Source organism: Streptococcus sp. HMSC034E12, assembly GCF_001835915.1.
Taxonomy (GTDB): Bacteria; Bacillota; Bacilli; order Lactobacillales; family Streptococcaceae; genus Streptococcus; species Streptococcus vaginalis.
Genome location: NZ_KV826434.1, coordinates 111,378 through 131,490, shown reverse-complemented (window position 1 = coordinate 131,490; position 20,113 = coordinate 111,378). Strand labels below are relative to the sequence as shown.

Genomic DNA, 20,113 nt, shown 5'->3' with positions numbered 1-20,113 from the left:
AACACCTCCATAGTTCTATCTATTTACATTTCATTTCAAAAATTCATATATTGCACCATCGCATTGTTTTATAAATTCAAAATCATGCGTGATTATAATAATAGTTTTTCCTTGCTCTACCATTTGATTTAAAAATCCAATCAAAATATCCATTTGCATTTTGCAAAGTCCACTCGTTGGCTCATCAAACACTATGATTGGTTTTTGACTTACCATAGACATAGCAAGCAACAATCTCTGTTTTTCACCACCTGATAACGAACTTGGGTGCATTTCTTTTTTATTAAATAAATGTACCTTTCTTAAGGCTTCATTTTTCAAATTATCCTGTTTTGTAACTGTTCCAATTTCCTGCCATACAGATTCTGTGAAAAGTTGATAATTAACATCTTGCATGACTGCAAAGATATTCTCGTACCGTTTTTTGAGCTTTTCTCCCTTATAAAAAACTTCTCCCTTGCCTTTTATAGTTCCCATAAGTAAATTGATAAAAGTACTTTTCCCAACACCGTTTTGTCCAATAATGAAATTTATCCCGGTATTAAAAGAAACACTAAAATCAAAAATTGTATTCTTATCGTATGTTTTTTTGAAATGTAGACATGTTATTGATTCATTAACAAAGTTTGATGGAGTATTTTTTTGTAACATATCTACTTTTTCATATTGTCTATTTAAAAAATCACTCTTAAAAATTTCATTGAAATTTCTTAAATTATGTTTTTCTGAAACTCTTACAAAGAAATCATCACTAAAATATTCTTTCGTGTATTCTTTAAAAGTTTTATTTTCTATTACACACAGCTTGTCTACAATGTCTTTCAAATAAAATAATCTATGCTCGACAATGATTATGATTTTATTTCTTTTTTTTAGCTCAATAATAGCTCTTTTTAAGTTCTTAATTGATTCATAATCCAAAGATGAAGATGGTTCATCTAAAAGAATAATTTCATTTTCTGAAATTCCACTAGCAGTTATAGCAATTAACTGCTTCTCTCCACCGGACAGTTCAAAAATATTCTTGTCTAACAAATCTTTACTACCTAAAACATCTGAATAATAGTGTATTTTATCTAAAATTAAATTTCTTTCTATACATCTATTTTCTAATTGAAAAGCCAATTCATCTGTGGAATTGATACAATAAAACTGTGTTTTAGGATTTTGAAACACTGTAGATATAAACTTGGATCGTTCTAATATACTCATCCCTAATAAAGATTTGTCCTTGTATAAAACATCTCCTTTTACATCTCCACAATCATATTCGGGAATAATGCCGTTTATTACTTTTAACAAACTACTTTTCCCCGTACCTGAGTGTCCCGTTATAACAGTTACCTCTCCGGGTTTGAAATTTAGATTTACATTTTCTAATATGCTTTCTCCATCAAACTTTAATACTAAATTTTGTAAACTAAGCATACTTACCCCTTATATATAAATAGATTGCCCATACCATTATCACAAAAAATATGCAATCAATGCCACCAATGCGTGATTCACTAATACTTGTTCGCTTTTGATTAACAGCTAACCCTTTTGTCATTGCGGATACTGTTAAATCATCTGCCGTCTTAGACAAACACATCAATAGTGGCACTAATCTATATTCAAATAATAGAATTGGATTTTTTATTAACTTTTTAAGCGTTAGTCCTCTCAAACGCATGGCTTTTTTTATCTGGCTATAATCAATCCTTGCGGCATAAAAGAAACGAACCATCACAGTCAATGGTATTGCTATTTCATCGGGACATTTCATTTTTTTCAATGAATAAATACTTTCCCCTACATTTGATGTGAGTATGGTATATTTCCCCATTAAAAATGCGGGAAGTATTTTCTTAACAACCATTACTAATATCAGTAAAATCGCTACCAAGGGACTGTATTCTAATTTCATTAAAAATCTATCAGCACCATAAACGAACACAAGAGTAGCCATCCCAATAATAGCTACTCTTGTATGTTTTGTATTTATTAAAAGCACTATCGGAATTACGGATATTATAAGGGCTTGCAAGAAATACTTTACTTGAATATTGCCTAAAACCATCACATATGAAAGAACTATTGTCATAAAAAGTTTTGTACGAAAATCAAGTTTGATTGTCATCCTTAACTCCTTATGAATCCTTATTTTTCCATACCAGCCTTTTTAAAATGTTTTTTTAGGAAAGCCATACCTATACTACAACCAATATATGCTCCTATAATTCCACCTATTGCCATTACGACAATAATCCAATTCGGCATTACACTAAGCATCTTATCAATAAATTCTTGGTTATATCCTTTCTCTAACATCTGCTTGACATATTCATTTCTTGATATAAAAATTGGCAACCAATTTCCTAATGTGCAAAGTGGAGCAACAGAAAATGCTAATCTTGCCTTATTAACATCCGTATATTCTCCTGATTTCAAAATAACTTCAGCAATAATACCTGCAATAACAGCGGTCAATAATGCCCAAGGTCCATGTCCCATAGCAACATATACTAATGCAATCAATAATGATTGAATAAACACCATTCCTCTTTTTTTAATCTTTGTGGAATACAGCATATTTACAGGTCCTACTAAAACTCCCTGTGCCAATGGAACAACCGGCATTAAAACTGGAACCATTCCTAAAAATGATCCAATCATCATAAATACAAAACCTAATACAGAAAATAATCCTATATTAATTAAATCCTTTACTTCTAATCGTTTACTCATTTGAAACCTCCTAATTGTTTTAATTTTTCTTTTGTACATCAACAATATAATTTATCATTGTTTCTTTTATATATCGTTTATGCTCGACATAAGACTTTCTCGCACCTAAAATTTCTGAACTTAATATCAATCCATTGATATAATTCACTAAAAAACCGTCACCAAATATATCTGCCTTAATTCCAAGCTGCTTGGCGATTAAACTTAGCTCATTAGTCGTATTAAGTTTCAATTCTTGATACAATTTTTCCAAATCCTGATTATATTTTTTTACTTGTAAAAGGAGTGTATACAATCTCATCAATTCTGTATCAGCCAGCGACTTATCAACCAAAATATCACCCATTTGCTGATATTTATCTTTTCCTCGATTGTTTTTTAAATACTCATTTATCAAGTTGTTTCTATAATCATTACCATCAAGCATTAAGTCTTTAAGCATTTCGTTTGTATTACCATAATGATGATAGACACCTCCTCTACTCATTCCTACCTCTGTGATAACATCTTCCATTGTTGTAAGTTGAAACCCTTTATTTAGAAAGCATTTCTTTGCAGCTTCTCGAATCTCTTTTTTTCTAATTTGTCCAACTTTTTGTTTTTCTTCTTTCAAAATAAAGACCTCATTTCATATCGTAATAAAAAACCGACACTACTGTCGAATTTTATTTTATCATAAATGATAGTTAATGTCAACTAACTTTTGAGTTTGAATAACAATCTTCTTTATAGCTTTGACTTTCAGCAAATTTTATTGTAAAAATAGCATAAAAATCTAGTTATCCGCATAAAAACTGGACTTATCACACTTTATCAAGGTCAAAACCACTCAATTTACTACTAATTTACTACTTATGAATGAGCTTTGATACGACGATTTATCCTTGAAAAGTGAAGATATAAAGATACTTCCAATAAAATTTGAATATTTAATAGGTAGACACTTCAAAAAATGAGGTGTCTATTTTTTTACCCGATTTTGAAAGGAAGTGAACTTATGAAAACAAAAAATCAAGAATCAAAAGGTCGTTCCCCACTCTTTAAGACCATCAAACATTCATTCAGCCAATAAAAAAGAAAGGATAGGTAAAAATATGGAACTTAAATTTGTGATTCCCAACATGGAAAAAACATTCGGCAATTTAGAATTTGCTGGCGAGGATAAAGTCGTTCAGCGAAGAATCAACGGACGGCTAACTGTCTTATCAAGAAGCTATAATCTCTATTCTGATGTTCAAAGAGCAGATGATATTGTGGTGGTGCTTCCTGCTGAAGCTGGCGAAAAACATTTCGGCTTTGAGGAACGTGTGAAGTTAGTCAATCCACGTATTACCGCAGAGGGCTACAAAATCGGCACTCGTGGTTTTACAAATTACCTTTTACATGCTGACGACATGATAAAAGAATAAAGAAAGAGAGGAAAAATGATGAGATTAGCAAATGGCATTGTATTAGATAAAGACACGACTTTTGGAGAATTGAAATTCTCTGCTCTACGTCGTGAAGTGAGAATCCAAAATGAAGACGGGTCGGTTTCAGATGAAATCAAGGAACGTACCTATGACTTAAAATCCAAAGGACAAGGACGCATGATTCAAGTAAGTATTCCTGCCAGCGTGCCTTTGAAAGAGTTTGATTATAACGCACGGGTGGAACTTATCAATCCCATTGCGGACACCGTTGCTACTGCCACCTATCAAGGAGCAGATGTTGACTGGTATATCAAGGCAGACGATATTGTGCTGACAAAGGATTCTAGTTCATTCAAAGCTCAACCACAAGCAAAGAAAGAACCGACACAAGACAAATAGTCGCTAGGTAGAAAGGAGACTTTTTCGCATGAAACAGCGTGGTAAAAGGATTCGCCCATCTGGTAAAGATTTAGTCTTTCATTTTACGATAGCGTCACTCCTGCCTGTTTTCCTGCTGGTTGTCGGACTGTTTCATGTGAAGACAATCCAGCAGATCAACTGGCAGGATTTTAACCTATCACAAGCAGATAAGATTGACATTCCCTATTTAATTATCAGTTTCAGTGTCGCAATTCTTATCTGCTTGCTGGTAGCGTTTGTATTCAAACGGGTTCGCTATGATACGGTTAAACAACTTTACCACCGTCAAAAACTGGCAAAGATGATACTTGAAAACAAGTGGTATGAATCTGAACAGGTCAAAACAGAGGGTTTCTTTAAAGATAGTGCTGGTCGTACAAAGGAAAAGATAACCTACTTCCCTAAAATGTATTATCGACTTAAAAATGGCTTGATACAGATACGGGTGGAAATCACGCTGGGAAAATATCAAGACCAACTCTTACACTTGGAAAAGAAATTAGAGAGTGGCTTGTACTGTGAGCTGACGGATAAAGAGTTAAAGGATTCCTATGTGGAATATACTTTGCTCTATGACACCATAGCCAGTCGTATTTCTATTGATGAAGTAGAAGCTAAAGATGGTAAACTTCGCTTAATGAAAAACGTATGGTGGGAATATGATAAGCTCCCTCATATGTTGATTGCTGGTGGTACAGGTGGCGGTAAAACTTACTTTATACTGACACTGATTGAAGCCTTGCTTCATACAGATTCAAAACTGTATATTCTTGACCCGAAAAATGCTGATCTTGCGGACTTAGGTTCTGTGATGGCAAATGTCTACTATAGAAAAGAAGACTTGCTTTCTTGCATTGAAACATTCTATGAAGAAATGATGAAACGTAGTGAGGAAATGAAGCAGATGAAGAACTATAAGACTGGCAAAAATTATGCTTACTTAGGTCTCCCGGCACACTTCTTAATCTTTGATGAATACGTCGCTTTCATGGAAATGCTGGGAACAAAAGAAAACACCGCAGTTATGAATAAGCTGAAACAGATTGTCATGTTAGGTCGTCAAGCTGGCTTCTTTCTAATACTGGCTTGTCAACGTCCAGACGCAAAATATTTAGGCGACGGAATCCGTGATCAGTTTAATTTCAGAGTGGCTTTAGGTCGTATGTCTGAAATGGGCTATGGCATGATGTTTGGCAGTGACGTACAAAAGGATTTCTTCTTAAAGCGAATCAAAGGTCGTGGCTATGTTGATGTAGGAACAAGTGTCATATCAGAGTTTTATACTCCCCTTGTACCAAAAGGATATGATTTCTTGGAGGAAATTAAAAAGTTATCCAACAGCAGACAGTCCACGCAGGCGACGTGCGAAGCGGAAGTCGCAGGTGTGGACTGATCTTGCTGGCTGGTGTGGCAATAGCCACGCCAGCACTTAACCCCCCGTATCTAACAGGGGGGTACAAATCGACAGGAAACAGTCAAAAAAACATTAGAAAATCCTTTGGTTACAAGGGATTTACAAAATTTCAGCGTATGTCAAATGGGCTTTAAAAGTTGACATACGCCTTTTTGATTGGAGGGATTTTTACTGAATGAACAAACTTGGTTACAGCATTTAAAAGAAAAACGCTTGGCTTATGGACTATCTCAAAACCGTTTAGCTGTTGCGACTGGTATTACAAGGCAGTATCTAAGCGATATTGAAACAGGAAAAGTCAAGCCATCAGAGGATTTACAGCAGTCCCTTTGGGAAGCTCTGGAACGCTTCAATCCCGACGCTCCCCTTGAAATGCTGTTTGATTATGTAAGAATTCGCTTTCCGACAACAGACGTACAGCAGGTGGTCGAAAACATCTTACAACTGAAACTGTCCTATTTTCTTCATGAGGACTATGGTTTCTATTCTTATTCAGAGCATTATGCTTTAGGCGACATATTCGTCCTTTGCTCCCATGAACTGGACAAAGGAGTTCTGGTGGAATTGAAAGGTCGTGGGTGCAGACAATTTGAAAGCTATCTTCTGGCACAACAAAGAAGCTGGTATGAGTTCTTTATGGACGTTTTGGTGGCTGGCGGTGTGATGAAACGCCTTGACCTTGCCATTAACGATAAGACAGGGATTTTAAATATCCCTGTACTCACTGAAAAGTGCCAACAGGAAGAATGTATCTCCGTCTTCCGCAGTTTTAAAAGCTATCGCAGTGGCGAACTGGTACGCAAAGAGGAAAAGGAATGTATGGGAAACACCCTCTATATCGGTTCATTACAAAGTGAAGTTTATTTCTGTATCTATGAAAAGGACTACGAGCAGTACAAGAAAAATGATATTCCCATTGAAGACGCAGAAGTAAAAAACCGTTTTGAGATTCGATTGAAAAATGAGCGTGCCTATTATGCAGTCCGTGATTTACTCGTCTATGACAATCCAGAGCATACCGCCTTTAAAATTATCAATCGGTATATCCGTTTTGTAGATAAAGACGATTCCAAACCTCGTTCTGATTGGAAACTGAATGAAGAATGGGCTTGGTTTATTGGGAACAATCGTGAACGATTAAAACTAACCACAAAACCAGAGCCTTACTCCTTCCAAAGGACGCTGAACTGGCTATCTCATCAAGTTGCCCCGACCTTAAAGGTTGCGATTAAACTTGATGAAATCAACCAGACGCAGGTTGTAAAAGACATTCTCGACCATGCGAAACTGACAGACCGACACAAGCAGATTTTGAAGCAACAGTCAGTAAAAGAACAGGACGTGATAACAACAAAAAAATAACTCAAATACAAATTCATTGAATATAGAGAGGAGAACATTTTTATGAATTTTGGACAAAACCTTTATAACTGGTTTCTATCAAACGCTCAATCACTGGTGCTTTTAGCAATCGTTGTGATTGGCTTGTATCTTGGCTTCAAGCGTGAGTTTAGCAAACTGATTGGCTTTTTAATTATTGCGATTATTGCGGTTGGCTTAGTCTTCAACGCTGCTGGAGTAAAAGACATTTTACTAGAGCTATTCAATCGCATTATTGGTGCTTAAATAAAACCGTTCTTTTGTGGAATATAAGTGGTTTTCTTATGTTCCGCAAAGGAATGGTACACCAAACGAAGTGCGGTAGGGATTTTTGAATCTCTACAAAGAAAGGACGTGAATATATGGACGATATGCAAGTCTATATTGCGAATTTAGGCAAATACAATGAGGGCGAATTGGTCGGTGCGTGGTTTACCTTTCCCATTGACTTTGAGGAAGTCAAAGAGAAAATCGGCTTGAATGATGAATATGAGGAATACGCCATTCATGACTACGAGTTACCCTTTACGGTTGACGAATACACTTCCATTGGCGAACTCAATCGACTATGGGAAATGGTATCGGAATTACCCGAAGAATTACAATCGGAGCTATCTGCTCTGCTCACTCATTTTTCAAGCATTGAAGAACTAAGCGAACATCAAGAGGATATTATCATTCATTCCGATTGTGATGATATGTATGACGTGGCACGCTACTACATTGAAGAAACGGGTGCTTTAGGCGAAGTACCAGCTAGTCTTCAAAACTATATTGATTATCAAGCCTATGGTCGGGATTTAGACCTTTCAGGAACGTTTATCTCAACCAATCATGGGATTTTTGAAATCGTCTATTAAATCTGTCGGTACATTACTACTGGCAGATTTTCTATTTTACGGGGTGGCTCAATCAGCTACCCCTATTTTTTATGAAAGGATTGATTACATGAAGAAAATACGAAGCTATACCAGTATCTGGTCTGTGGAAAAGGTACTGTATTCTATCAATGATTTTAGACTTCCGTTTCCCATAACCTTTACGCAAATGACATGGTTTGTCGTGTCACTCTTTGCAGTGATGATACTTGGCAACTTGCCCCCTCTTTCCATGATAGAGGGAGCATTTCTCAAATACTTTGGGATTCCTGTGGCTTTCACATGGTTTATGTCTACAAAAACTTTTGATGGTAAAAAGCCTTATGGATTTTTGAAGTCTGTCATTGCTTATGCACTGCGACCAAAGCTGACCTATGCAGGAAAAAAAGTAACGCTTGGCAGAAACCAGCCACAAGAAGCCATTACAGCAGTTAGGAGTGAATTTTATGGCATATCCAATTAAATACATTGAAAACAATCTCGTCTGGAATAAAGACGGGGAATGTTATGCTTACTATGAGCTTGTTCCTTACAATTACTCATTTCTAAGTCCAGAACAGAAAATACAAGTGCATGATTCTTTCAGACAGCTTATCGCACAAAATCGTGATGGCAAAATTCATGCTTTACAAATCAGTACAGAATCCAGCATACGTTCTGCACAAGAGCGTTCCAAAAATGAAGTCACTGGCAAGCTCAAAGCGGTTGCCTATGACAAAATCGACCAACAGACAGACGCTTTAATATCCATGATTGGCGAAAATCAAGTGAACTACCGTTTCTTTATCGGCTTTAAGTTGCTTCTCAACGATCAGGAGTTTTCTATGAAAAGTCTTACCGTTGAAGCAAAAAATGCTTTGTCTGATTTTGTCTATGATGTGAACCATAAGCTGATGGGCGATTTTGTTAGTATGAGTAATGATGAAATCCTGCGTTTTCAGAAGATGGAAAAGCTCTTAGAAAATAAAATCTCTCGTCGTTTCAAAATCCGCAGGTTAGATAAGGACGACTTCGGCTATCTGATTGAACACCTTTACGGACAGACAGGCACTGCCTATGAAGAGTATGAGTACCATCTATCAAAGAAAAAGCTGGATAATGAAACGCTGATTAAATACTATGACTTGATTAAGCCTACTCGCTGTTTGGTGGAAGAAAAACAGCGATATTTGAAAATCCAGCAGGAAGATGAAACCGTCTATGTAGCTTACTTTACCATTAACAGCATTGTCGGAGAACTGGACTTCCCGTCCTCTGAAATCTTCTACTACCAGCAACAGCAATTTACATTCCCGATTGATACGTCAATGAATGTGGAAATTGTAGCGAATCGTAAAGCCCTATCTACTGTCCGCAATAAAAAGAAAGAACTGAAAGACTTGGATAACCACGCTTGGCAAAGTGATAATGAAACCAGCTCCAATGTGGCGGAAGCTCTGGAAAGTGTGAATGAGCTGGAAACCAATTTAGACCAAAGCAAGGAATCTATGTACAAGCTGTCTTATGTGGTAAGGGTATCAGCAAATGATCTTGACGAACTCAAACGTCGTTGTAATGAAGTGAAAGATTTTTATGACGATTTAAGCGTAAAACTGGTACGACCATTTGGGGATATGCTCGGCTTACATGAAGAATTTTTACCTGCCAGCAAGCGTTATATGAATGATTATATTCAATACGTGACCTCTGATTTCCTCGCTGGTTTAGGTTTTGGTGCTACTCAAATGCTGGGGGAAAATGAGGGGATTTATGTTGGCTACAGCTTAGATACTGGACGCAATGTCTATCTGAAACCTGCTCTTGCCAGTCAAGGGGTTAAGGGTTCAGTAACCAATGCGTTAGCGTCGGCTTTTGTTGGTTCGCTGGGTGGTGGTAAATCCTTTGCGAATAACCTTATCGTCTATTATGCGGTGCTTTATGGGGCACAAGCAGTGATTGTAGACCCAAAAGCAGAACGTGGCAGATGGAAAGAAACCTTGCCAGAGATTTCCCATGAAATCAATATCGTCACTCTGACTTCTGATGAGAAAAACAAAGGCTTACTTGACCCTTATGTGATTATGAAAAATCCCAAAGATTCTGAATCACTGGCTATTGATATTCTGACATTCCTTACGGGGATTTCCTCTCGTGATGGGGAACGCTTCCCAATCCTTAGAAAAGCCATTCGTGCAGTAACCAATAGTGAAGTACGAGGGTTGATGAAAGTGATTGAGGAATTACGGGTTGAGAATACGCCACTAAGTACCAGTATAGCCGACCATATCGAAAGTTTTACAGACTATGACTTTGCACATTTATTATTCAGTAATGGTTATGTGGAGCAGTCTATCAGCTTAGAAAAACAACTGAACATTATACAGGTTGCGGACTTGGTACTTCCCGACAAGGAAACTTCCTTTGAGGAATATACCACTATGGAGCTTTTATCCGTTGCTATGCTGATTGTCATTAGTACCTTTGCTTTAGACTTTATCCATACAGACCGAAGCATTTTCAAGATTGTAGATTTAGACGAAGCATGGAGCTTTTTACAGGTAGCACAAGGAAAAACACTATCTATGAAGCTGGTTCGGGCTGGTCGTGCTATGAACGCTGGGGTATATTTCGTGACCCAAAATACAGACGACCTCTTAGATGAAAAACTGAAAAATAACCTCGGCTTAAAATTTGCATTTCGTTCCACTGACCTTAACGAGATTAAAAAGACCTTAGCCTTTTTTGGTGTAGACCCAGAGGACGAAAACAATCAGAAGCGATTGCGTGATTTGGAAAACGGGCAATGCCTTATCAGTGATTTATATGGTCGTGTCGGTGTGATACAGTTCCACCCTGTATTTGAAGAACTGCTCCATGCCTTTGATACCAGACCACCTGTGCGAAAAGAGGTGTAAATGTGAAACCATCAATAGTAAACAGAATAAAATCAAACTGGACGCTGAAACGTCTAGGTAAAGTGGCAATGACAGTGGCTTTCACACTTGTGATTGCCATTTTTCTTTTAGCCATGCTGGGAACGGTGGTTCAAGCTGCGGGCTTGGTAGATGATACGGTCAATGTGGCAAATGAATACAGCCGATACCCACTTGAAAACTATCAACTGGATTTTTATGTGGATAATAGCTGGGGCTGGCTTCCGTGGAACTGGTCGGACGGGATTGGAAAACAGGTCATGTATGGACTATATGCCATTACCAATTTTATTTGGACAATCAGTTTGTATGTTTCCAATGCGACAGGTTACTTAGTACAGGAAGCCTATTCCTTAGACTTCATTTCCGCTACAGCAGATTCCATTGGTAAGAATATGCAGACCTTAGCTGGTGTGAGTGCAAACGGATTTTCAACAGAGGGTTTCTATGTTGGATTCCTCTTACTCTTGATTTTGGTTCTTGGGGTTTATGTTGCCTATACGGGACTGATAAAGAGAGAAACCACAAAGGCAATTCATGCCATTATGAATTTTGTGCTGGTGTTTATCCTATCGGCTTCCTTTATTGCCTACGCTCCCGACTACATTAAAAAAATCAATGACTTTTCATCAGACATCAGTAATGCCAGTTTATCACTTGGCACGAAGATTGTCATGCCCCATTCCGATAGTCAAGGCAAGGACAGCGTGGACTTAATCAGAGATAGCCTGTTTTCCATACAGGTTCAGCAACCGTGGCTACTGCTTCAATACAACAGTTCAGACATTGAAAGTATCGGTATTGACCGTGTGGAAAGCCTGCTCTCCACCAGCCCAGATTCCAACAATGGCGAAGACAGAGAAAAAATTGTTGCGGAAGAAATTGAAGACAGAAGCAATACCAATCTAACCATTACAAAGACCATTAACCGTTTAGGTACAGTCTTCTTCCTATTTGTCTTCAATATTGGGATTTCCATATTTGTATTCCTATTAACAGGAATCATGATTTTCTCGCAGGTACTTTTTATCATCTATGCTATGTTTCTGCCTGTGAGCTTTATTTTAAGCATGATTCCATCATTTGATGGTATGTCAAAACGAGCCATAACAAAGCTCTTTAATACCATTTTGACACGAGCTGGAATCACATTGATTATTACGACAGCATTTAGTATTTCAACCATGCTCTATACCTTATCGGCTGGTTATCCGTTCTTTTTGATTGCTTTTCTACAGATTGTGACCTTTGCAGGAATCTACTTCAAGCTGGGCGATTTAATGAGTATGTTTTCTCTACAGAGTAACGATTCTCAAAGTGTGGGAAGTCGTGTGATGAGAAAACCTCGTATGCTTATGCACGCTCACATGCACCGTCTACAGCGGAAACTTGGACGTTCCATGACTACTCTAGGGGCTGGGTCTGCCATTGTTACAGGTAAAAAAGGACAGTCGGGTTCGGGGAGTTCTGCAAGGACACAAGCAGATCACTCCCGACCAGACGGAAAGGAAAAATCAACACTTGGAAAACGTATCGGTCAAACCATCGGTACAGTAGCTGATACCAAAGACAGAATGGTAGACACTGCTAGTGGTTTGAAAGAACAGGTTAAAGATTTGCCGACCAATGCAAGATATGCAGTATATCAAGGAAAATCCAAAGTAAAAGAGAATGTCCGTGATTTAACCAGTAGTATTTCTCAAACCAAAGCGGACAGAGCCAGTGGACGCAAGGAACAGCAGGAACAAAGGCGAAAAACCATTGCGAAGCGTCGCTCTGAAATGGAACAGGTCAAACAGAAAAAACAGCCTGCTTCTTCTGTTCATGAAAGACCGACTACAAGACAAGAACAATATCATGATGAACAGACCTCAAAACAGTCTAATATTCAGACTTCATATAAGGAATCTCAACAAGCCAAACAAGAGCGTCCAGCAGTTAAGTCCGATTTTTCAAGTCCAAAAGTGGAACGCCAAGGCAATACCGTTCAAGAAAAAACCGTTCAAAAGCCAGCAACTTCAACCACTACAGCAGATAGAACTTCACAACGTCCAATCACAAAAGAACGTCCGTCTACTGTTCAAAGAGTACCACTACAAAATACAAGAAGTAGACCACCAATCAAAACCGCCACCATTAAGAAAGTCGGTAAGAAACCATGAAGTTGAAAACTTTAGTGATTGGTGGTTCTGGATTATTCTTGATGGTCTTCTCACTGCTTCTGTTTGTTGCCATTTTATTTTCAGATGAACAGGACAGCGGAATTTCCAATATTCATTATGGAGGTGTGAATGTTTCCGCAGAAGTGCTGGCTCATAAGCCTATGGTAGAAAAATATGCCAAAGAATATGGCGTTGAAGAATATGTCAACATACTTCTTGCGATTATACAGGTGGAATCGGGCGGTACTGCGGAAGATGTTATGCAGTCCTCGGAATCCCTCGGTCTTCCACCTAATTCATTGAGTACAGAAGAATCCATTAAGCAAGGTGTGAAGTATTTCAGTGAATTATTAGCCAGTAGCGAAAGGCTCAGTGTAGATTTAGAATCGGTTATCCAGTCCTACAATTATGGTGGTGGTTTCTTAGGGTATGTGGCTAATCGTGGAAATAAATATACCTTTGAACTGGCTCAAAGTTTCTCAAAAGAGTATTCAGGTGGCGAAAAAGTGTCTTACCCCAATCCCATAGCCATACCTATCAATGGGGGCTGGCGATACAACTATGGCAATATGTTTTATGTGCAACTGGTAACGCAGTATCTTGTCACAACAGAGTTTGATGATGATACGGTACAAGCCATCATGGACGAAGCACTGAAATATGAGGGCTGGCGATACGTTTACGGTGGAGCTTCCCCGACTACTTCTTTTGATTGTAGCGGACTGACACAATGGACGTATGGAAAAGCTGGAATTAACTTACCACGAACCGCACAACAGCAATATGATGTGACCCAGCATATCCCACTATCGGAAGCACAAGCTGGCGATTTGGTTTTCTTTCATTCTACCTATAACGCTGGCTCTTATATTACTCATGTTGGGATATACCTTGGCAATAACCGTATGTTTCATGCAGGCGACCCAATCGGTTATGCCGACTTAACAAGCCCCTACTGGCAACAGCATTTAGTGGGAGCAGGACGAATCAAACAATGAGAAAGGAAGATTTAATGATGAAATTTAGAAAAAATCAGAATAAAGAAAAACAGATACCAAAGGAAAAGAAACCTCGTGTCTATAAGGTCAATCCTCATAAAAAGGTTGTGATTGCCTTGTGGGTACTTTTAGGGCTTAGTTTCAGCTTTGCGATATTCAAGCACTTTACAGCTATAGATACTCATACTATTCACGAAACAACTATCATAGAAAAGGAATACGTTGATACTCATCATGTAGAAAATTTTGTAGAGAACTTTGCGAAAGTCTACTATTCATGGGAGCAATCCGATAAGTCCATTGATAATCGAATGGAAAGTCTAAAAGGCTATCTGACAGATGAACTTCAAGCTCTCAATGTTGATACAGTACGCAAAGATATTCCTGTATCGTCTTCTGTAAGAGGATTTCAGATATGGACGGTAGAGCCAACTGGCGACAATGAGTTTAATGTAACCTACAGTGTAGACCAGCTCATTACAGAGGGAGAAAATACAAAGACCGTCCACTCTGCTTATATAGTGAGTGTCTATGTAGATGGTTCTGGAAATATGGTACTGGTTAAGAATCCGACCATTACCAACATACCTAAGAAATCAAGTTATAAACCAAAAGCCATTGAAAGTGAGGGGACGGTTGATTCCATTACAACCAATGAAATCAATGAGTTTTTAACGACGTTCTTCAAGCTCTATCCTACAGCGACAGCCAGTGAACTTTCCTACTATGTGAATGACGGGATATTAAAACCAATCGGAAAAGAGTACATCTTTCAAGAACTGGTAAATCCTATTCACAATCGTAAGGATAATCAAGTCACGGTATCGCTGACAGTGGAGTATATCGACCAGCAGACCAAAGCAACGCAGGTATCTCAATTTGATTTGGTACTTGAAAAGAACGGGAGTAATTGGAAGATTGTAAAATAACAAATATTGGTACATGATTACAGATACTTTGTAATCATGTACTCTTTTTGATAAAAAATTGGAGATTCCTTGACAAATATGCTCTTACGTGCTATTATTTAAGTGACTATTTAAAAGGAGTTAATAAATATGCGGCAAGGTATTCTTAAATAAACTGTCAATTTGATAGCGGGAACAAATAATTAGATGTCCTTTTTTAGGAGGGCTTAGTTTTTTGTACCCAGTTTAAGAATACCTTTATCATGTGATTCTAAAGTATCCAGAGAATATCTGTATGCTTTGTATACCTATGGTTATGCATAAAAATCCCAGTGATAAAAGTATTTATCACTGGGATTTTTATGCCCTTTTGGGTTTTTGAATGGAGGAAAATCACATGAAAATTATTAATATTGGAGTTTTAGCTCATGTTGATGCAGGAAAAACTACCTTAACAGAAAGCTTATTATATAACAGTGGAGCGATTACAGAATTAGGAAGCGTGGACAAAGGTACAACGAGGACGGATAATACGCTTTTAGAACGTCAGAGAGGAATTACAATTCAGACAGGAATAACCTCTTTTCAGTGGGAAAATACGAAGGTGAACATCATAGACACGCCAGGACATATGGATTTCTTAGCAGAAGTATATCGTTCATTATCAGTTTTAGATGGGGCAATTCTACTGATTTCTGCAAAAGATGGCGTACAAGCACAAACTCGTATATTATTTCATGCACTTAGGAAAATGGGGATTCCCACAATCTTTTTTATCAATAAGATTGACCAAAATGGAATTGATTTATCAACGGTTTATCAGGATATTAAAGAGAAACTTTCTGCCGAAATTGTAATCAAACAGAAGGTAGAACTGTATCCTAATATGTGTGTGACGAACTTTACCGAATCTGAACAATGGGATACGGTAATAGAGGGAAACGATGACCTTTTAGAGAAATATATGTCCGGTAAATCATTAGAAGCATTGGAACTCGAACAAGAGGAAAGCATAAGATTTCATAATTGTTCCCTGTTCCCTGTTTATCACGGAAGTGCAAAAAACAATATAGGGATTGATAACCTTATAGAAGTGATTACGAATAAATTTTATTCATCAACACATCGAGGTCCGTCTGAACTTTGCGGAAATGTTTTCAAAATTGAATATACAAAAAAAAGACAACGTCTTGCATATATACGCCTTTATAGTGGAGTACTACATTTACGAGATTCGGTTAGAGTATCAGAAAAAGAAAAAATAAAAGTTACAGAAATGTATACTTCAATAAATGGTGAATTATGTAAGATTGATAGAGCTTATTCTGGAGAAATTGTTATTTTGCAAAATGAGTTTTTGAAGTTAAATAGTGTTCTTGGAGATACAAAACTATTGCCACAGAGAAAAAAGATTGAAAATCCGCACCCTCTACTACAAACAACTGTTGAACCGAGTAAACCTGAACAGAGAGAAATGTTGCTTGATGCCCTTTTGGAAATCTCAGATAGTGATCCGCTTCTACGATATTACGTGGATTCTACGACACATGAAATTATACTTTCTTTCTTAGGGAAAGTACAAATGGAAGTGATTAGTGCACTGTTGCAAGAAAAGTATCATGTGGAGATAGAACTAAAAGAGCCTACAGTCATTTATATGGAGAGACCGTTAAAAAATGCAGAATATACCATTCACATCGAAGTGCCGCCAAATCCTTTCTGGGCTTCCATTGGTTTATCTGTATCACCGCTTCCGTTGGGAAGTGGAATGCAGTATGAGAGCTCGGTTTCTCTTGGATACTTAAATCAATCATTTCAAAATGCAGTTATGGAAGGGATACGCTATGGTTGCGAACAAGGATTATATGGTTGGAATGTGACGGATTGTAAAATCTGTTTTAAGTATGGCTTATACTATAGCCCTGTTAGTACCCCAGCAGATTTTCGGATGCTTGCTCCTATTGTATTGGAACAAGTCTTAAAAAAAGCTGGAACAGAATTGTTAGAGCCATATCTTAGTTTTAAAATTTATGCGCCACAGGAATATCTTTCACGAGCATACAACGATGCTCCTAAATATTGTGCGAACATCGTAGACACTCAATTGAAAAATAATGAGGTCATTCTTAGTGGAGAAATCCCTGCTCGGTGTATTCAAGAATATCGTAGTGATTTAACTTTCTTTACAAATGGACGTAGTGTTTGTTTAACAGAGTTAAAAGGGTACCATGTTACTACCGGTGAACCTGTTTGCCAGCCCCGTCGTCCAAATAGTCGGATAGATAAAGTACGATATATGTTCAATAAAATAACTTAGTGTATTTTATGTTGTTATATAAATATGGTTTCTTGTTAAATAAGATGAAATATTTTTTAATAAAGATTTGAATTAAAGTGTAAAGGAGGAGATAGTTATTATAAACTACAAGTGGATATTGTGTCCTGTATGTGGAAATAAAACACGATTAAAGATAAGGGAAGATACTGAATTAAAAAAATTCCCCCTCTATTGTCCGAAATGCAGACAAGAAAATTTAATTGAAATAAAGCAGTTCAAAGTAACTGTGATTACAGAGCCAGACGCAAAGACGCAGAGCCGATAAAATGAGATTAATACAATCTCATTTTATCGGCTCTTTCCGTTATGTATGGATTCTTTTAATTAGTCTTCGATGTTTCTTGCTTCGTTGATACCGCTGGCTAAAGATTCCATTAAGGATAGTTCTTTGTCTGTAAAGCTATCCATGTATTTCTCTATCTGTAATCGTCGGGTGCTTTTTACCAAGTTATTAGCAGGTAAGAAAAATTCATCAACGGAAACATGAAGTAACGATACAAGGTCATAAAGAACTTGTATGCTGGGGTGTTGCCCTTTATTTTCAATATTAGTTAAGTACCGTGGGTCAATTTCAATCAATGCTCCCACTTGTTCACGAGTTAAACCTCGTTTCAATCGAGCTTCTTTAATGGCTAAACCAAAGGCTCTAAAATCATATTTATCTTCTTTTTTACGCATAGTAGACCACCTCTATACATTTTATTGTTCCTACTGAATTAAAAACAGGTATAAAAAAACGTGTTATATGGTTTATAGGTTTATATTTAATAAAAAGCACTACTAAACGCCAATAAAAAAAACCGTTATATGGTAGTGCTATTTACGCTGTTAAAATATTGTATATTACTTCCAAATGGCGGTTTGTTGGAGGTCAACGTCGCCATGAAGTACATCATATACAATAAATTTCCTTACATTGGGTTCTTGTCAAAAAAAGTCGTCTATCTGCAATAGATAAGTACGTCCACCAATGTGGTTTTATAAATCATATAGATAGAATAACAGAAGCATGTAAACAGAGAAATAAATCTGTTTATATGCTTTTTTGGCTATTCAGAACTTTTTTACAAAGTTTATTTATCAGTAATGCAACAAATCCCCCTTTCACATTGGGACTAAGAGTGAAAGGAGATAAACGAGCAAGGCTCACTTCCTTTCCTAGACAGAAAGGGGGTGAGAAACATGAAACCATCTTCTTTTCAGACCACAATAGAAAATCAGTTTGACTATATCTGTAAACGTGCTATGGAAGACGAGCGAAAGAATTATATGCTTTATCTTTCAAGGATTGCAAAGCGTGAGGTGTCCTTTTCGGATGTTGGCGATTATCTTGTTAGCCAGTTTGCGACAACAGATAACTATTCAACTGACTTTCAGATTTTTACACTCAATGGGTTATCAGTAGGCGTTGAAAATGATTTGTTGAGTGAAGCATTACGTGAGTTGCCAGACAAGAAACGTGAAATTCTACTGCTGTTTTACTTTATGGACATGAGCGATTCAGAAATTGCAGACCTGTTGAAATTGAACCGTTCTACTGTCTATCGGCATAGAACCAGTGGACTAGCCTTAATTAAAAAGTTTATGGAGGAATTTGAAGAATGAAAACACAATATCCTATGATTCCCTTTCCTCTCATTGTAAAGGCAACAGATGGCGATACCGAAGCGATTAACCAGATTCTACATCATTACAGAGGGTACATAACGAAGCGTTCCCTACGACTTATGAAAGATGAATATGGCAATCAAAGTATGGTCGTTGATGAAGTCTTACGTGGAAGAATGGAAACCAGACTGATTACAAAGATTTTGTCATTTGAAATTAAGTAATATCCTCTCTCCTTTCGTGGAAGCGTGCTAAACCATTCCACGCTTCCCGAACAGGGAGGTTTGTTATTCCACCAAAGCATATTGAGCTTTCAATGTGTTTTGATAGGCTAACGAGCCATTGTTCTTTGAAAACTGAATAAAAGTAATCGAATACGTTTCGATAAGAAAAGAGCCAACGGAACTAACCGCCATGACCTATCTTATAAAGATAGCGAGCGATTCATGTTAGTGATCCGAGAAGCAATCTTTAGCAGGATTGCCTGCAACGACATTCTTATCGTGATAATGATACTCCCATACAGTCAATAGTCCGAGCGTGATAAAACCGTCGCAGGCAATGAGTATGGCTACATGAGAACCATGCAGGGGTGGAACTCCCGTGAGCTTTGCTAAAGCTGTTCGATTGCTGGTAAAACAACTTTTATGAAATCCAAATAAGTGATTTGGAAAGGAGGATTTTATGAAGCAGACTGACATTCCTATTTGGGAACGTTATACCCTAACCATTGAAGAAGCGTCAAAATATTTTCGTATTGGCGAAAACAAGCTACGACGCTTGGCAGAGGAAAATAAAAATGCAAATTGGCTGATTATGAATGGCAATCGTATTCAGATTAAACGAAAACAATTTGAAAAAATTATAGATACATTGGACGCAATCTAGCGTCGCCAAAGGGTCTTGTATATGATAAAATAGTATTAAGTCGTATCAAGGCTCTTTCCATAAAG

23 protein-coding genes and 1 pseudogene are annotated in these 20,113 nt (G+C 37.4%); 18 read left to right on the top strand and 6 right to left on the bottom strand.

The window, feature by feature from the left end:
- Nucleotides 1-30: 30 nt before the first annotated feature.
- From HMPREF2574_RS03765 to HMPREF2574_RS03750, 4 genes are read right to left on the bottom strand one after another with little or no spacing between them, the layout of a single operon-like run.
- Nucleotides 31-1,428, bottom strand: a complete 1,398-nt coding sequence (locus HMPREF2574_RS03765) for an ATP-binding cassette domain-containing protein (RefSeq protein ID WP_007895192.1) — start codon at nucleotides 1,426-1,428, stop codon at nucleotides 31-33.
- Nucleotides 1,421-2,122, bottom strand: coding sequence for an energy-coupling factor transporter transmembrane component T (locus HMPREF2574_RS03760; RefSeq protein WP_002989377.1), 702 nt, complete (start codon nucleotides 2,120-2,122; stop codon nucleotides 1,421-1,423). Before HMPREF2574_RS03760 ends, HMPREF2574_RS03765 begins: the two co-directional genes overlap by 8 nt.
- A gap of 20 nt (nucleotides 2,123-2,142) precedes the next feature.
- Nucleotides 2,143-2,730 carry an MptD family putative ECF transporter S component gene (locus HMPREF2574_RS03755; protein ID WP_007895227.1) on the bottom strand — a complete coding sequence of 196 codons (588 nt, stop codon included), beginning with the start codon at nucleotides 2,728-2,730 and terminating at the stop codon, nucleotides 2,143-2,145.
- A 19-nt stretch (nucleotides 2,731-2,749) separates the two neighbouring features.
- A complete protein-coding gene (locus tag HMPREF2574_RS03750; protein ID WP_007895162.1) occupies nucleotides 2,750-3,343 on the bottom strand; it encodes a TetR/AcrR family transcriptional regulator in 594 nt (197 codons plus the stop codon).
- 481 nt (nucleotides 3,344-3,824) lie between these two features.
- Between HMPREF2574_RS03750 and HMPREF2574_RS03745 the strand changes: the two genes are divergently transcribed.
- From HMPREF2574_RS03745 to HMPREF2574_RS10125, 15 genes and pseudogenes are all read left to right on the top strand, one after another.
- Nucleotides 3,825-4,139: a YdcP family protein gene (locus HMPREF2574_RS03745; protein ID WP_000420682.1), complete on the top strand. Its 315-nt coding sequence runs from the start codon at nucleotides 3,825-3,827 to the stop codon at nucleotides 4,137-4,139.
- A 15-nt stretch (nucleotides 4,140-4,154) separates the two neighbouring features.
- Nucleotides 4,155-4,541 (top strand): YdcP family protein, encoded by a 387-nt coding sequence (locus tag HMPREF2574_RS03740; RefSeq protein ID WP_000985015.1) that lies wholly within the window; start codon nucleotides 4,155-4,157, stop codon nucleotides 4,539-4,541.
- 28 nt (nucleotides 4,542-4,569) lie between these two features.
- A complete protein-coding gene (locus tag HMPREF2574_RS03735; protein ID WP_000813488.1) occupies nucleotides 4,570-5,955 on the top strand; it encodes an FtsK/SpoIIIE domain-containing protein in 1,386 nt (461 codons plus the stop codon).
- 2 nt (nucleotides 5,956-5,957) lie between these two features.
- The gene (locus tag HMPREF2574_RS10135; RefSeq protein WP_000879507.1) at nucleotides 5,958-6,110 is read left to right on the top strand and encodes a hypothetical protein; all 153 of its coding nucleotides are present in this window, start codon (nucleotides 5,958-5,960) and stop codon (nucleotides 6,108-6,110) included.
- A 22-nt stretch (nucleotides 6,111-6,132) separates the two neighbouring features.
- Nucleotides 6,133-7,338: a MobT family relaxase gene (mobT, locus tag HMPREF2574_RS03730; protein ID WP_000398284.1), complete on the top strand. Its 1,206-nt coding sequence runs from the start codon at nucleotides 6,133-6,135 to the stop codon at nucleotides 7,336-7,338.
- A 42-nt stretch (nucleotides 7,339-7,380) separates the two neighbouring features.
- Nucleotides 7,381-7,602 carry a hypothetical protein gene (locus HMPREF2574_RS03725; RefSeq protein ID WP_001009056.1) on the top strand — a complete coding sequence of 74 codons (222 nt, stop codon included), beginning with the start codon at nucleotides 7,381-7,383 and terminating at the stop codon, nucleotides 7,600-7,602.
- 116 nt (nucleotides 7,603-7,718) lie between these two features.
- Entirely contained in the window at nucleotides 7,719-8,216 is a 498-nt protein-coding gene (locus HMPREF2574_RS03720; protein ID WP_000342539.1) for an antirestriction protein ArdA, read from the top strand.
- Nucleotides 8,217-8,304: 88 nt separating this feature from the next.
- Nucleotides 8,305-8,697 carry a conjugal transfer protein gene (locus tag HMPREF2574_RS03715; RefSeq protein WP_000723888.1) on the top strand — a complete coding sequence of 131 codons (393 nt, stop codon included), beginning with the start codon at nucleotides 8,305-8,307 and terminating at the stop codon, nucleotides 8,695-8,697.
- Nucleotides 8,681-11,128, top strand: coding sequence for a conjugal transfer ATPase TcpF (locus HMPREF2574_RS03710; protein WP_000331160.1), 2,448 nt, complete (start codon nucleotides 8,681-8,683; stop codon nucleotides 11,126-11,128). The genes HMPREF2574_RS03715 and HMPREF2574_RS03710 overlap by 17 nt, the downstream gene beginning before the upstream one ends.
- Nucleotides 11,129-11,130: 2 nt before the next feature.
- Nucleotides 11,131-13,308 carry a CD3337/EF1877 family mobilome membrane protein gene (locus HMPREF2574_RS03705; RefSeq protein ID WP_000804748.1) on the top strand — a complete coding sequence of 726 codons (2,178 nt, stop codon included), beginning with the start codon at nucleotides 11,131-11,133 and terminating at the stop codon, nucleotides 13,306-13,308.
- Complete coding sequence (locus tag HMPREF2574_RS03700) at nucleotides 13,305-14,306, top strand: bifunctional lytic transglycosylase/C40 family peptidase (protein WP_000769868.1); 1,002 nt, start codon at nucleotides 13,305-13,307, stop codon at nucleotides 14,304-14,306. The genes HMPREF2574_RS03705 and HMPREF2574_RS03700 overlap by 4 nt, the downstream gene beginning before the upstream one ends.
- Nucleotides 14,303-15,235 carry a conjugal transfer protein gene (locus tag HMPREF2574_RS03695; protein ID WP_001224319.1) on the top strand — a complete coding sequence of 311 codons (933 nt, stop codon included), beginning with the start codon at nucleotides 14,303-14,305 and terminating at the stop codon, nucleotides 15,233-15,235. Before HMPREF2574_RS03700 ends, HMPREF2574_RS03695 begins: the two co-directional genes overlap by 4 nt.
- Nucleotides 15,236-15,548: 313 nt before the next feature.
- A pseudogene (locus HMPREF2574_RS11105) lies at nucleotides 15,549-15,596 on the top strand (hypothetical protein); the annotation flags it as partial.
- 15 nt (nucleotides 15,597-15,611) lie between these two features.
- Nucleotides 15,612-17,531, top strand: coding sequence for a tetracycline resistance ribosomal protection protein Tet(M) (tet(M), locus tag HMPREF2574_RS03690; protein WP_000691727.1), 1,920 nt, complete (start codon nucleotides 15,612-15,614; stop codon nucleotides 17,529-17,531).
- A 118-nt stretch (nucleotides 17,532-17,649) separates the two neighbouring features.
- Nucleotides 17,650-17,817, top strand: coding sequence for a cysteine-rich KTR domain-containing protein (locus HMPREF2574_RS10125; protein ID WP_000336323.1), 168 nt, complete (start codon nucleotides 17,650-17,652; stop codon nucleotides 17,815-17,817).
- 59 nt (nucleotides 17,818-17,876) lie between these two features.
- On the opposite strand, the gene HMPREF2574_RS03685 is transcribed toward HMPREF2574_RS10125, so the two are convergent.
- Nucleotides 17,877-18,230: a helix-turn-helix transcriptional regulator gene (locus HMPREF2574_RS03685; protein WP_001227347.1), complete on the bottom strand. Its 354-nt coding sequence runs from the start codon at nucleotides 18,228-18,230 to the stop codon at nucleotides 17,877-17,879.
- Nucleotides 18,231-18,734: 504 nt separating this feature from the next.
- Here HMPREF2574_RS03685 and HMPREF2574_RS03680 point away from each other — a divergent pair.
- Both HMPREF2574_RS03680 and HMPREF2574_RS03675 read left to right on the top strand, forming a co-directional pair.
- Nucleotides 18,735-19,157 carry a sigma-70 family RNA polymerase sigma factor gene (locus HMPREF2574_RS03680; RefSeq protein ID WP_000804885.1) on the top strand — a complete coding sequence of 141 codons (423 nt, stop codon included), beginning with the start codon at nucleotides 18,735-18,737 and terminating at the stop codon, nucleotides 19,155-19,157.
- Nucleotides 19,154-19,384 carry a helix-turn-helix domain-containing protein gene (locus HMPREF2574_RS03675; protein ID WP_000857133.1) on the top strand — a complete coding sequence of 77 codons (231 nt, stop codon included), beginning with the start codon at nucleotides 19,154-19,156 and terminating at the stop codon, nucleotides 19,382-19,384. The genes HMPREF2574_RS03680 and HMPREF2574_RS03675 overlap by 4 nt, the downstream gene beginning before the upstream one ends.
- Before the next feature lie 225 nt (nucleotides 19,385-19,609).
- Here HMPREF2574_RS03675 and HMPREF2574_RS10840 read toward each other — a convergent pair whose 3' ends face one another.
- Nucleotides 19,610-19,861, bottom strand: coding sequence for a hypothetical protein (locus HMPREF2574_RS10840; RefSeq protein WP_001845478.1), 252 nt, complete (start codon nucleotides 19,859-19,861; stop codon nucleotides 19,610-19,612).
- Between HMPREF2574_RS10840 and HMPREF2574_RS03670 the strand changes: the two genes are divergently transcribed.
- Nucleotides 19,845-20,048: an excisionase gene (locus HMPREF2574_RS03670; protein WP_000814511.1), complete on the top strand. Its 204-nt coding sequence runs from the start codon at nucleotides 19,845-19,847 to the stop codon at nucleotides 20,046-20,048. The two genes, HMPREF2574_RS10840 and HMPREF2574_RS03670, sit on opposite strands and share 17 nt — an antisense overlap.
- Nucleotides 20,049-20,113 lie beyond the last annotated feature (65 nt).